This window comes from Allobosea sp. P2_A10 (genome assembly GCF_056405115.1).
In genome coordinates, this window is sequence record NZ_JBFUCS010000004.1 from 286,140 (window position 1) to 297,539 (window position 11,400).

Consider the following 11,400-nt stretch of genomic DNA (forward strand, 5'->3'; position numbering starts at 1 on the left):
CATGCTAGACCAGTTCCGCGTTTCCCTGAATCGCGAAACTGGTCTAGCTCCTTGTTATGTTGCATTTTCTTCACGCGAACCGGCGCCCACTTCGCTCGAAAATACGCTAGGCTTCGCCAACATGAACCCGCCGATTCGCATCCTTGGTCTCGACCCCGGTCTCCGCAAGACCGGCTGGGGCGTGATCCTGTCCGAAGGCAGCAAGCTCGGCTTCATCGCCTGTGGCTGCGTCGAGAGCGATCAGGCCCGGACGCTTGCCGAGAGGCTGCGGCAACTGCATGAGGGGCTCGCCCAGGTGATCGCGGCGTGGACGCCCGACGAGGTCGCGGTCGAGGAGACCTTCGTCAACCGCGATCCGCAATCGGCGCTGAAGCTCGGGCAGGCGCGCGGCATTGCGCTGGTCGTGCCGGCGCTGGCGGGTCTGAGCGTCGCCGAATACGCCGCCAACCTCGTCAAGAAGACCGTGGTCGGCGTCGGCCATGCCGACAAGATACAGGTTCAGGCGATGATCCGGGTGCTGCTGCCGAAGGCCGAGACGAAATCGGCCGATGCGGCCGACGCGCTGGCGGTGGCGATCTGCCACGCCCAGCATCGCGGCATGCGGTCGCTGGTCGCGCAGATGCGTGCGGGCTGAAAGCGTGGTCAAACTGGCACTCAATCTTCAGCCGAGGTTTTCGTGAACCTACCCCAGACCATGTCATCCCGGGCGCAGCGCAGCGCAGACCCGGGATCCATTCCAGAACGCTTGCAGGAGAGGTTCAGGAATGGATCCCGGGTCTCCCTGCGGTCGCCCGGGATGACCCACGCAGGTACGAGGCAATGATCGGCAAGCTCAAGGGGATCATCGATTCCTATGGCGAGGACCATGTCATCCTCGACGTGCAGGGCGTCGGCTATGTCGTGCAGTGCTCGTCGCGCACGCTCCAGCGCCTGCCCAAGCCGGGCGAGGCGGCCGCGCTCTCGATCGAGACCCATGTGCGCGAGGACGCGATCCGGCTCTACGGCTTCATGTCCGACAATGAGCGCGACTGGTTCCGGCTGATGCAGGTGGTGCAGGGCGTCGGTGCAAAGGTCGCGCTCGCCATCCTCTCGACGCTCGAGCCCGGTGCATTGGCGACCGCGATCGCCACCAACGACAAGGCGGCTGTGGCGCGGGCGCCCGGCGTCGGGCCGAAACTGGCGCAGCGGCTCTGCGCCGAGCTCAAGGACAAGGCCCCGGCGTTTGGCCATATCGACCCCGGCGTGGCGCAGCTTGCCGGCGCGCTGGAGACCCGCAACCTGCCGCAGCCGGTGGCGGACGCGGTCTCGGCTTTGGCCAATCTCGGCTATCCGCAGGCGCAGGCGGTGGCTGCGGTCGCGGCCGCTTCGCGCGCGGCCAGCGAGGGAGCCGGCACGGCGCAACTGATCAAGCTTGGCTTGAGGGAATTGGCGAAGTGAGTGGCGTTCGATGAGTGACCAGCGCCGGCCCGGCCTCATGACCCCCGAGCGTCGCGACGACGACAGCGAGACGTCGCTGCGGCCGCTTTCGCTCGCCGATTTTACGGGCCAGGCGGCGGCGCGAGCCAATCTCCAGGTCTTCATCAACGCGGCCAAATCGCGTGGCGATGCGCTCGACCATGTCCTGTTCGTCGGCCCGCCGGGCCTGGGCAAGACGACATTGGCGCAGATCGTGGCGCGCGAGCTCGGCGTCAATTTCCGCTCGACCTCGGGACCGGTGATCGCGAAGGCCGGCGATCTCGCGGCGCAGCTCACCAATCTCGAGGAGCGCGACGTGCTCTTCATCGACGAAATCCACCGGCTCAACCCGGCGGTCGAGGAAATCCTCTATCCGGCGATGGAGGACTACCAGCTCGACCTGATCATCGGCGAGGGCCCGGCCGCGCGCTCGGTCAAGATCGACCTGCCGAAGTTCACGCTGGTGGGCGCGACGACGCGGCAGGGTTTGCTGACGACGCCGCTGCGCGACCGCTTCGGCATCCCGATCAGGCTGCAGTTCTACACCGTCGAGGAGTTGCAGAGCATCGTGGCGCGCGGCGCGCGCGTGCTCGGCGTCGGCATGAGCGAGGATGGCGCCAACGAGATCGCCAAGCGTTCCCGAGGGACCCCTCGCATAGCCGGCCGGCTGCTCAGGCGGGTGCGCGACTTCGCCATCGTCGATGGCGATCCGGTGGTGACGCGCTCCGTCGCCGACAAGGCGCTGGGGCTTCTCGATGTCGACGCCATCGGGCTGGACACCATGGACCGGCGTTACCTCACGACGGTCGCGATCAATTTCGGCGGCGGGCCGGTCGGGATCGAGACCATCGCGGCTTCGCTGTCGGAGCCGCGCGACGCGATCGAGGAGATCATCGAACCCTTCCTGCTCCAGCAGGGCTTCATCCAGCGCACCCCGCGCGGGCGGCTGCTGACGCCACATGCCTTCCGGCATCTCGGCATGCCCGAACCGGCCCGGGAGGTGGCGCAGTTCGGGCTGTTCGGGGACGAAGGGGAGGGGTGAGTGGCGCGTCGCCCTGGCCTGCATTATGATCTCCGGCGGAGGATATGAAGCATGACGGTCAGACTCCCCCCCGACATCGAGGCACTTGTTGCGGCGCGCGTCAGCAGCGGAGAATTCGCGAGCGCCGAGGAGGTGGTCCGTTCCGCCATGGCGCCGTGGATCGAGCGCGAGCGGCTGAGGGAGGTCGCATTGGCTGGGGTTCGCGCGAAGATCGCCGAAGGCGATGCCGACCCGGTCGATCTGACGCCGTCCGCCGTCCGCAAGCATCTCGACGCGGTTGCGGCCGGTCTCCGAAAAAACGGCCCGGATGCCGCTTGAGCTTATCTATTCAGGCAGGGCGGCTGCCGATCTCGAAAGCATCCTGCGCTATATCGCTTCCGACAACCCAAGCGCCGCGAGGCGATGGGTCGCCGCCTTGGAAGCCCGGTGCGAGAGCCTGTGCACGTTCCCCGAGATGGGCGTCGAGCGTCCGGACATAGCGCAAGGCTTGCGGATTTTCCCGTTCCGCCGATCGATCATCGCCTATCGGGTCGTGCCGGGCCGGGTCAGGATCGTGCGCGTGCTCCATGGCGGTCAAGATTATTCGGCGCTGATGGAGAGCTGAACGCGATGGATCATTCTGGATGGGTTGGGGCCGGCATTGCTACGGCGTTGGTGTCCTGCGCGATGCTCGGCCCTCTCCATGCGCAAGTCGCCTCGTCCTCCCCCGAGGCCACCATCCGCGAGGCCTATGCCATCACGATCCGGCAGTTGGGCTCGAACGGCCCGAAGCCGGTTCAGCCGCCCTTCCGCCCACCGCACCGCCAGCGTCTCATGACGAAGGAGCTCTCGGGCCTGTTCGCGCGCGACGAGCAGTTCATGAAGGAGAGCGGCGACCAAGGGAATATCGGTTCGGACCCGTTCATCAGTGGGCAGGATGGCGATGTAAAGAACCTGCGCGTCACCGTTCCTCAGCGCTCGGCCGACAGCGCGACCGTCTTCGCCGATTTCATGAGCTTCAGCCCCGTGCGCGTGACCTTCAGGATGAAGCTGGAGGACGGGCGCTGGCGCATCGACGACATCGTCAACGGCGTCGACGGCAAGGATTATTCGGTTCGCGAATTGCTTTCGCAGCCCTATGACTGCGGCTCCTTCATGAAGAAGCCCTGCAAGCGCTGAGAACCGCAAGCGCTGAGAACTGCAAACGTTGAGAACTGCAAGCGTTGAGTCGATGAGCGCCGTCCACCTCCTCCCCGTCCGCGTCTATTACGAGGACACCGACTTTTCCGGCGTGGTCTATCACGCCTCCTATCTGCGCTTCATGGAGCGTGGGCGCACCGAGCTGATCCGCTCGCTCGGCGTCGAGCAGCGCGAACTGTTCGATGGCGATACGGCGCTGGGCTTCGCGGTGCGCAGGATGACGATCGAGTTCCTCAGGCCCGCGGTGATGGACGATCTGCTGACCGTCGAGACGAGGTCGGTTGCGGCGCGTGGCGCGACCATGGATGTCGAGCAGCGGGTGCTGCGCGGCGAGGAAGAACTGGTGACGGCCAAGGTTCTCGTCGCCTGTGTCGGTGGCGGTCGGGCGCGCCGGATCCCCGATGCGCTGCGGCAACGTCTGATGCTGCCGGACTGAACGCGCCAATGGCTGGCTGTCGACGCCCGCGCGCCGCCATGTTAGCGCTCTTCACATGAGCTGGAAGCGCAACAATCCCGATCCGCCGCGTGGCTACCACCACGGCAATCTCAAGGAAGAACTGGTCCGCGCCGCGCTCGGGCTGATCGGTGAGAAAGGCCCCAACGGCTTCACCTTCGCCGAGGCTGCGCGCGTCGCAGGCGTCAGTCCCGCCGCGCCCTACCGGCATTATCGCGACAAGGGCGATCTTCTGGCCGATGTCGCGGCGCGGGGCTTCCAGGTTTTCGAGGCGGCGCTGGCGCGCGCCTGGGATCAGGGCAAGCCCGATCCCGAGACCGCATTTCATCGGCTCGGCCGGGCCTATCTCGCCTTCGCCCATGACGAGCCGGCCTATTATTCGGCGATGTTCGAGGCTGGCGTGCCGCTCGACGCCAGTCCCGAACTGCGCAGCGCCGCCGACCGGGCCTTCCAGAACCTGCGCGGCGCGTCCGAGGCGCTAATCGCGCTCCTGCCGGCGGGAAAGCGTCCACCGGCGCTGATGATGGCGCTGCATGTCTGGTCGATGTCGCATGGCGTCGCCGCACTGTTCGGCCGTGCCGATGGCGGCCGGCGTCCGCTGCCGATGTCGGCCGCCGAACTGCTGGAGGCAGGCATGCTGATCTATCTGCAGGGGCTGGGGCTGGGCGCCGACAAGCGCGGCTGAGGGGGGACTTCGCGAAGCGTCATTCCGGACAAGCCGCAAAGCGGCGCCGATCCGGAATCCATCATTAAGCTCAGCATTCTACGATTGATTCCGGGTCTCCGCTTGGCTGCGCCCGGAATGACGCGCGGAGATTTTTGCGACCCTTCCTCGGCACGGATATTGACAACGCGCTCCCTCACATCCATTTATGTAAATGTGATTTACATTCACGTAATCACGGAGAGGAACCGATGCCGATCGTCGCGAAACTGGACGAGTTTGGAAGAGGAGCCTGGATCGCGTTCACGGTCCTCGGCTTCATGGTTTGGTGGCCCATGGGTCTGGCGACCCTGGCCTTCACGATAGGGAGTGGTCGCATGGGATGCGGATATGCCGGCGCCGGCCGTCAGGAATACAAGATGAGCCGCCTGCAGGAGAAGATGGACCGTCTGCGCCAGCGCATGGGCGGGACCGAGGGCGGCGAGCGTCGCGGCTTCGGCGGCGGCTGGAACCGTGGTCCGTCGAGCGGCAACCGCGCCTTCGACGAATATCGTCAGGAGACGCTGCAGCGGCTCGAGGACGAGCAGCGCGAGTTCCACGACTTCCTGGGCCGCCTGCGCATGGCCCGCGACAAGGCCGAGTTCGACCAGTTCATGGCCGACCGGCGCGGGGCTGAGACGCCGCCGGCCAACGCCGCCTGACAGAGCGACGCCGCCCGTACTCAAAGGCAGCACGAGCCCGCCCCGGGAAACCGGGGCGGGCTTTTCGTTGCGCGCGCTCCGGCCCCGGAGCGCGTCCGCCGCATGGCTGCGTATACCCGGCATTAACCTTGCTGGAGGCTTAACTCGTTTCCGAACATGCGTTTCGCGTGAAACCCCGTTTGCGCCCATCTTTCGCCGGATTCCCAAGCGATTGAGAGCTTCGGCATTTCCCCGGATCGCGGATCGGGCGGCGGCGCGGGTCAACCCCGCGACGCGTGCGGCAAGATGTTGTCGGGCCGTTGGGCAAGAAGGATGACGAGATGAACCCCGCCGACGTCGCGCAAGCGGCTCCGCAGATCGACATGTCGTTCTGGACCCTGTTCTGGCACGCCCATATCGTCGTCAAGCTGGTGATGCTGGGCCTGCTCGGCGCCTCGATGTGGTGCTGGTCGATCATCATCGACAAGACGCTGCTCTATCGCCGCACCCGCAAGGGCATGGACGCCTTCGAGGAGGTGTTCTGGTCGGGCCGCTCGCTCGAGGAACTCTATCGCGACCTCTCGACCGGGCCGGCCAATGACATGGCCGCCGTCTTCGTGGCGGCGATGCGCGAATGGAAGCGCTCCTTCGAGAATGGCGGGCGCTCGGTCGCCAGCCTGTCGCAGCGCATCGACAAGGTTCTGGACGTGACGATCCAGCGCGAGGCCGAGCGGCTCGAATCGAAACTGCTGGTGCTGTCGACGATTGCGTCGGCCGCGCCCTTCATCGGTCTGTTCGGCACGGTCTGGGGCATCATGCACTCCTTTACGGCCATCGCGGTCTCCAAGAACTCGTCGCTCGCGGTCGTGGCTCCCGGCATCGCGGAGGCGCTCTTCGCCACGGCCATCGGCCTGTTTGCCGCGATTCCGGCGCTGATGGCCTACAACAAGCTGCAGGCCGAGGTCGCCAAGGCCCAGAACCGGCTCGAAGCCTTCGCCGACGAGTTCTCCGCGATCCTGTCGCGGCAGATCGACGAGCGGCTGGCAGCCTGAGGATACGAAACCATGGGCATGTCAGCAGCATCCGGCGCGAAATCCAGCGGTCGGCGCGGCAGGCGGGCGCGCAAGCACGGCGCCATCGCCGAGATCAACATGACGCCGTTCATCGACGTCATGCTGGTGCTATTGATCATCTTCATGGTCGCAGCGCCGCTGATCGCGACGGGCGTTCCGCTCGACCTGCCCCAGACCGGGGCCAAGGCGATCAATGTCGACCAGAAGCCGGTGACGATCGCCATCGACAGCAAGGGCCAGATTTTCCTGCAGGACCAGCCGACGCTGGAGCCAGATCTCGTGATGAAGCTCCAGGGCCTGGCCAAGCAGGGTTTCGACGAGCGCATCTATGTGCGCGGCGACCGGCAGGTCGATTACGGCCGCGTCGCCTCGGTGATGTCGACGATCACCTCGGCGGGCTTCAAGCGCGTCGCGCTGGTCACCGAACCGGCGCGTTGAGGACGAAGGCAGCAAGGGTGTTTGCGGCGTGAAGTTGACGACCTCCGAACCTGGCATGGTGATGTCGGCGCTCGGCCACGCGACGTTTCTCGTCGCGGGGCTGCTGGCGTTCGCCTCGCCCGCGCCGCTGCCGGAGAACGAGGAGGCGATCGCCGTCGAGGTGGTCGACCCCAGCGCCCTGAATCAGGTCACGCGCGGCGAGCGCAAGGCCGAGAAGGTCGAGGCCCAGCCGATCCAGCGCGCCGAGCGCAAATCCGAGATCGTCGAACGCAAGGAAGCCGGCGAAGCCAAGCAGGACACGCCCGCGCCGCCGACGCGGCCCGCCGAACTCAAGACCGCCGACGAGAACGCCGCGGCTCCGCTGCCGCCTTCGCGCGCGGCGCTGCTGCCCAAGGTCGAGCCGAAGCCGACCCCGCCAGAACCGCCCAAGCAGCCGCCGCAGAAGACCGAGGCGCAGGCCAGGGCCGAAGCCGAGCAGAAGAGCGAGGAACTGGCCAAACTCGCCGAGGATGCCGAACTCGCATCCAAGGCGAAGAAGGCGGAGGAGACCGCCAAGGCCGCCGCCAAGGCGAAAACCGAAGCGGAGGCGCAGGCGCGCGCCGAAGCTCAGGCAAAGGCGAAAGCCGAGGCGCAGGCCAAGGCCGAAGCTGCGGAAGCGGCCAAGGAGAAGGCCGAGCTCGCCGCCAAGGCCAAAGCGGAAGCTGACGCCAAGGCCAAGATCGCGGCCGCCGCCAAGGCCAAGCATGAGGCCGAGGCCAAAGCCAGGCGCGAGGCCGAGATCGCCAAGAACTTCAACGCGACCGACATCGCCAAGCTGCTGCAGTCCAAGGAACAGGCGCAGTCCTCGGGCTCGGCCGCGCCGCAGATCAACCGCACGGCGTCGCTGGGCACGGAGCGCGGCTCCGCGCAGAAGCTGAGCCCGTCGCTGCGCGCACAACTCGTCGGCATCATCCAGGAGCAGTTGCTCAAATGCTGGAACGTGCCGATCGCGCTCGCCAATGCGCGCGGGCAGGTGGTTCCGCAGGTGCGCATGAAGCTCAACACCGACGGTTCGCTCGTCGGCCAGCCCGGTGTGGTCAACTCGTCGTCTGACCCGCTCTTCGGCGTGGCTGCGTCGTCGGCGCTGACCGCGACCCGCCGCTGCGCGCCTTTGCGCATCCCGGCTCAATTCGCCTCCTACTATGACGACTGGCGCGATGTCGTCGTCAATTTCGATGCAAGGGACGTGCTGTGACCATGCTCCGCACAAACATGCTTACCCGCCGCCGCGCGCTGACGCTGGCCGGCGCTTCGCTGCTCGCGCCCGCGGCCGCAAAAGCCGAGCTGGTCATCGACCTGCGCGGCGGCTCGTTCCAGCCGCTGCCGATCGCGATCGCGGATTTCGGTGGCGAAGGCGGCGTGCTGGTGTCCGGGGTCATCACCAACAACCTCAAGCGCTGCGGCTATTTCACGCCGATCGAGAAGGGCCGCCACCCCGAGAAGAACCCGCCCTTCGATTCCGCGCCGCAGTTCGACGCCTGGAAGGCGGCTGGCGTGCAGGCGCTGGTCACCGGCCGGGTCTCGCGCGACGGCGGGCGGATCAAGGCCGAGTTCCGGCTCTGGGACGTCACCACCGGCACGCAGACCGACGGACAGCAGTATTTCACCGATCCGAGCAACAACCGCCGCGTCGGCCACATCATCTCCGACGCGATCTTCACCAAGATCACCGGCGTCGGCGGCTTCTTCGATACGCGCGTCGTCTTCGTCGACGAATCCGGCAGCAAGGAGAACCGCCGCAAGCGCCTCGCCATCATGGACCAGGACGGCGCCAATGTGCGCTACCTGACCAATGGCGACGTCTCCGTGGTGACGCCGCGCTATTCGCCGGTGTCGCAGGAGGTGGCGTACATGTCGCAAAAGCTCGGCGAACAGCCGCGCGTGCATGTGCTGAACATCGAGACCGGCCAGCGCCAGATCGTCGGGAATTTCCCGGACATGACCTCAAGCCCGCGCTTCTCGCCCAATGGAGCGCGCGTTGCGCTCTCGCTTCAGCAGGGCGGCAACGCCAATCTCTACGCCATCGACATCGGCTCGCGCACCACGACAAGGCTGACCTCTACGGGCGCGATCGACACCTCGCCATCCTATGCGCCCGACGGCTCGCAGATCGTGTTCGAGAGCGATCGCGGCGGCTCGCAGCAGCTTTACGTGATGGGCGCGGGCGGCGGCGAGGGCAAGCGGCTGTCCTTCGGGCAGGGCTCCTACTCGCAGCCCTCATGGTCGCCGCGCGGCGACCTGATCGCCTTCACCAAGCGCGGCGCCGGCGGCTTCGCCATCGGCGTGATGCGGCCCGACGGCTCGGGCGAGCGCATCCTGACCGAGGGCTTCCACAACGAGGCGCCGAACTGGGCTCCCAACGGCCAGTACATCATGTTCTTCCGCGATCCCGGCGGCCAGTCGGGCGGCAAGCTCTACATGGTCGACATCACCGGCCGCGTCGAAATCCCGGTGCCGACGCCGGCCTTCGCATCCGATCCGACCTGGTCGCCGCTGCTGACCTCGGCGCGCTGAAGCGACCTGCCGTCACAAGGCTGCGAACCCGGCGCATTTGCGCCGCAGACGCCGGTTAAGCGTCGCTGACCCCGAATGAGGGAGGAGGCAGCGTGACCGACCGCGTGATCGACGAGACACAAATCTACCGCGAAGCCCCGCGACGTCGCCATGGGCTTTACGCGGCCATGATCGTGGCTGCTCTCGTCTTCGGATACTGGGTCTCGCCCTACGTCGCCGTCGCCAAATTCGCGCTGGCGGTTCAGTCAGGCCCCGACGAGGCTGTGGTTTCGCGCATCGATGTCGTGGGCCTGCGCAACCACTTCGCCCGGCAGATCGTGCGAACCTATATTGCCCGCAACCCGCAGACGCGCAGCCTCGACAATCTCAGCCGCCAGGCGGTGGGAAGCGTTGCGGCGGGCTATGTCAGCGGCATCGTCGCCGACTATCTGACGCCGGAGGCGATCACCGATCTGCTCCGGCGCGGACGCACTTCCTCGCGCGCCGGAGACCTGCTTGGACAGGGCGCGCCGTTGCCGCGCATCGAGGGACTGCGGCAGGCCTGGTCGCTGTTCATTGCGTCGGGCTTTGCGGGGCTGACGAGCTTTGCTGTCGATACCGCACCGATCAGCGGGACGGGCGGCTACCGCCTGACTTTTGGCCTGAGTGACGCGCGTTGGCTGCTCCGCGCGGTCGATCTGCCGGAGGCGACACTGACCCGCCTCGCCGACGAGCTTTCGGCGAGGATCGAGCGCAAGCCGTGACGCGAAAGCGCGACCTGCCTGCAACACCGGCCTGAAAGCCGTCTTTCGCCATAATTTGTTAACCATACGCCGCAATGCCGCCACTTCGCCTTGATTTGGCAAGGTCTCGTTTAGGTTGACGCATCATTGATGCGGTGTGTCATTTTCGTCCGTGAGCGGAAGTCTCGCAGGATCGATCGTCCCGGAGTTCAAACCATGCTCGCCACTTTCTTCGCCGGCGGTCGCGCCATCCGCTTCGCCGCCGCCATCGCCGCCTCGCTCGCGCTGGGCGCCTGCGCCAAGACCGAAAATGCCGACGGCTTCGGAGCGGGCGGTGCAGCGACGCCGGGCAGCGCCCAGGACTTCGTCGTCAATGTCGGCGACCGCGTCTTCTTCGAGACCGACTCGACCGACCTGACCTCGACCGCGACCGCCACGCTCGACAAGCAGTCCGGCTGGCTCCAGCGCTATCCGCGCTACACCTTCGTCGTCGAGGGCCATGCCGACGAGCGCGGCACGCGCGAATACAACTTCTCGCTTTCGGCGCGGCGCGCCCAGACGGTGCGCGACTATCTCGCCTCGCGCGGCATCCAGGCCAACCGCATGCGCATCGTCTCCTATGGCAAGGAGCGCCCGGTCGCGGTCTGCAACGACATCTCGTGCTGGTCGCAGAACCGCCGCTCGGTCACGGTGCTCGACGGCGCCGGCGGCGTCTGACGCCTGGACAGCGATCGACCACAGGAGCCGGCGCCTTCCCGAGAGGAATGCGCCGGCTCTTTCATATTTTGGCCGTGGTCGCAGCGTGTTATAGGCGCAGCCCGCCTTCAGACTGGTTGTCGATGATGCTCCGAGACGTCGTTTCTTTCCGCAAGACCCGTTTGACCCTGGCTGTCCTGGCGGCCGGCTGGATCGCGCTTGCGGTCTCGGCTCCGGCGCAGGCGCAGGACGCAGCCGAACTGACGGTTCGCACGGGCCGGCTCGAAAACCAGCTGCGCCAGCTTTCGGGCCAGATCGAGCAGTTGCAGTTCGAGAACCGCCGCCTCAGCGAGCAGTTACGCAAATTCCAGGAAGACGTCGATTTCCGTCTGAACGAGCGCGGCGGCGCGCGCGCCGGCGGGGCTGCGCCTGGCAACGCCGCGC

Annotated in this window: 16 protein-coding genes; all 16 read left to right on the forward strand. The window is 66.6% G+C overall.

Going from position 1 to position 11,400, the window contains the following annotated elements:
• Positions 1–121 precede the first annotated feature (121 nt).
• Positions 122–634 (forward strand): crossover junction endodeoxyribonuclease RuvC, encoded by a 513-nt coding sequence (ruvC, locus tag AC1DZY_RS08820; protein WP_476819720.1) that lies wholly within the window; start codon positions 122–124, stop codon positions 632–634.
• Positions 635–819: 185 nt separating this feature from the next.
• The gene (ruvA, locus tag AC1DZY_RS08825) at positions 820–1,437 is read left to right on the forward strand and encodes a Holliday junction branch migration protein RuvA (protein ID WP_476819721.1); all 618 of its coding nucleotides are present in this window, start codon (positions 820–822) and stop codon (positions 1,435–1,437) included.
• A gap of 10 nt (positions 1,438–1,447) precedes the next feature.
• Positions 1,448–2,497 (forward strand): Holliday junction branch migration DNA helicase RuvB, encoded by a 1,050-nt coding sequence (gene ruvB, locus AC1DZY_RS08830; RefSeq protein WP_476819722.1) that lies wholly within the window; start codon positions 1,448–1,450, stop codon positions 2,495–2,497.
• A gap of 51 nt (positions 2,498–2,548) precedes the next feature.
• Entirely contained in the window at positions 2,549–2,815 is a 267-nt protein-coding gene (locus AC1DZY_RS08835) for a ribbon-helix-helix domain-containing protein (RefSeq protein ID WP_476819723.1), read from the forward strand.
• Complete coding sequence (locus AC1DZY_RS08840) at positions 2,805–3,101, forward strand: type II toxin-antitoxin system RelE/ParE family toxin (RefSeq protein WP_476819724.1); 297 nt, start codon at positions 2,805–2,807, stop codon at positions 3,099–3,101. The genes AC1DZY_RS08835 and AC1DZY_RS08840 overlap by 11 nt, the downstream gene beginning before the upstream one ends.
• Positions 3,102–3,106: 5 nt before the next feature.
• Positions 3,107–3,655 (forward strand): DUF3828 domain-containing protein, encoded by a 549-nt coding sequence (locus tag AC1DZY_RS08845; RefSeq protein ID WP_476819725.1) that lies wholly within the window; start codon positions 3,107–3,109, stop codon positions 3,653–3,655.
• Positions 3,656–3,707: 52 nt separating this feature from the next.
• Positions 3,708–4,112: a tol-pal system-associated acyl-CoA thioesterase gene (ybgC, locus tag AC1DZY_RS08850; protein WP_476819726.1), complete on the forward strand. Its 405-nt coding sequence runs from the start codon at positions 3,708–3,710 to the stop codon at positions 4,110–4,112.
• Positions 4,113–4,167: 55 nt separating this feature from the next.
• Positions 4,168–4,815: a TetR/AcrR family transcriptional regulator gene (locus tag AC1DZY_RS08855; RefSeq protein WP_476819727.1), complete on the forward strand. Its 648-nt coding sequence runs from the start codon at positions 4,168–4,170 to the stop codon at positions 4,813–4,815.
• Positions 4,816–5,045: 230 nt separating this feature from the next.
• Positions 5,046–5,495: a DUF2852 domain-containing protein gene (locus AC1DZY_RS08860; protein WP_476819728.1), complete on the forward strand. Its 450-nt coding sequence runs from the start codon at positions 5,046–5,048 to the stop codon at positions 5,493–5,495.
• A gap of 320 nt (positions 5,496–5,815) precedes the next feature.
• Entirely contained in the window at positions 5,816–6,526 is a 711-nt protein-coding gene (gene tolQ / locus AC1DZY_RS08865; protein WP_476819729.1) for a protein TolQ, read from the forward strand.
• Positions 6,527–6,538: 12 nt separating this feature from the next.
• Entirely contained in the window at positions 6,539–6,985 is a 447-nt protein-coding gene (locus tag AC1DZY_RS08870; protein WP_476819730.1) for an ExbD/TolR family protein, read from the forward strand.
• A 28-nt stretch (positions 6,986–7,013) separates the two neighbouring features.
• Positions 7,014–8,219: a cell envelope integrity protein TolA gene (gene tolA / locus AC1DZY_RS08875; RefSeq protein WP_476819731.1), complete on the forward strand. Its 1,206-nt coding sequence runs from the start codon at positions 7,014–7,016 to the stop codon at positions 8,217–8,219.
• 2 nt (positions 8,220–8,221) lie between these two features.
• Entirely contained in the window at positions 8,222–9,538 is a 1,317-nt protein-coding gene (gene tolB, locus AC1DZY_RS08880) for a Tol-Pal system beta propeller repeat protein TolB (protein WP_476819732.1), read from the forward strand.
• Positions 9,539–9,630: 92 nt separating this feature from the next.
• Positions 9,631–10,281 carry a DUF2939 domain-containing protein gene (locus AC1DZY_RS08885; protein ID WP_476819733.1) on the forward strand — a complete coding sequence of 217 codons (651 nt, stop codon included), beginning with the start codon at positions 9,631–9,633 and terminating at the stop codon, positions 10,279–10,281.
• 195 nt (positions 10,282–10,476) lie between these two features.
• Positions 10,477–10,977: a peptidoglycan-associated lipoprotein Pal gene (gene pal, locus AC1DZY_RS08890; RefSeq protein ID WP_476819734.1), complete on the forward strand. Its 501-nt coding sequence runs from the start codon at positions 10,477–10,479 to the stop codon at positions 10,975–10,977.
• 125 nt (positions 10,978–11,102) lie between these two features.
• On the forward strand, positions 11,103–11,400 hold a 298-nt coding region (locus AC1DZY_RS08895), incomplete at its 3' end, for a YbgF trimerization domain-containing protein (RefSeq protein WP_476819735.1).

What these genes read in the sequence shown, in the direction of transcription:
- ruvC (WP_476819720.1), top strand. Translation starts at nt 122, where the DNA reads ATGAACCCGCCGATTCGCATCCTTGGTCTCGACCCCGGTCTCCGCAAG.
- ruvA (WP_476819721.1), top strand. Translation starts at nt 820, where the DNA reads ATGATCGGCAAGCTCAAGGGGATCATCGATTCCTATGGCGAGGACCAT.
- ruvB (WP_476819722.1), top strand. Translation starts at nt 1,448, where the DNA reads ATGAGTGACCAGCGCCGGCCCGGCCTCATGACCCCCGAGCGTCGCGAC.
- AC1DZY_RS08835 (WP_476819723.1), top strand. Translation starts at nt 2,549, where the DNA reads ATGACGGTCAGACTCCCCCCCGACATCGAGGCACTTGTTGCGGCGCGC.
- AC1DZY_RS08840 (WP_476819724.1), top strand. Translation starts at nt 2,805, where the DNA reads ATGCCGCTTGAGCTTATCTATTCAGGCAGGGCGGCTGCCGATCTCGAA.
- AC1DZY_RS08845 (WP_476819725.1), top strand. Translation starts at nt 3,107, where the DNA reads ATGGATCATTCTGGATGGGTTGGGGCCGGCATTGCTACGGCGTTGGTG.
- ybgC (WP_476819726.1), top strand. Translation starts at nt 3,708, where the DNA reads ATGAGCGCCGTCCACCTCCTCCCCGTCCGCGTCTATTACGAGGACACC.
- AC1DZY_RS08855 (WP_476819727.1), top strand. Translation starts at nt 4,168, where the DNA reads ATGAGCTGGAAGCGCAACAATCCCGATCCGCCGCGTGGCTACCACCAC.
- AC1DZY_RS08860 (WP_476819728.1), top strand. Translation starts at nt 5,046, where the DNA reads ATGCCGATCGTCGCGAAACTGGACGAGTTTGGAAGAGGAGCCTGGATC.
- tolQ (WP_476819729.1), top strand. Translation starts at nt 5,816, where the DNA reads ATGAACCCCGCCGACGTCGCGCAAGCGGCTCCGCAGATCGACATGTCG.
- AC1DZY_RS08870 (WP_476819730.1), top strand. Translation starts at nt 6,539, where the DNA reads ATGGGCATGTCAGCAGCATCCGGCGCGAAATCCAGCGGTCGGCGCGGC.
- tolB (WP_476819732.1), top strand. Translation starts at nt 8,222, where the DNA reads ATGCTCCGCACAAACATGCTTACCCGCCGCCGCGCGCTGACGCTGGCC.
- pal (WP_476819734.1), top strand. Translation starts at nt 10,477, where the DNA reads ATGCTCGCCACTTTCTTCGCCGGCGGTCGCGCCATCCGCTTCGCCGCC.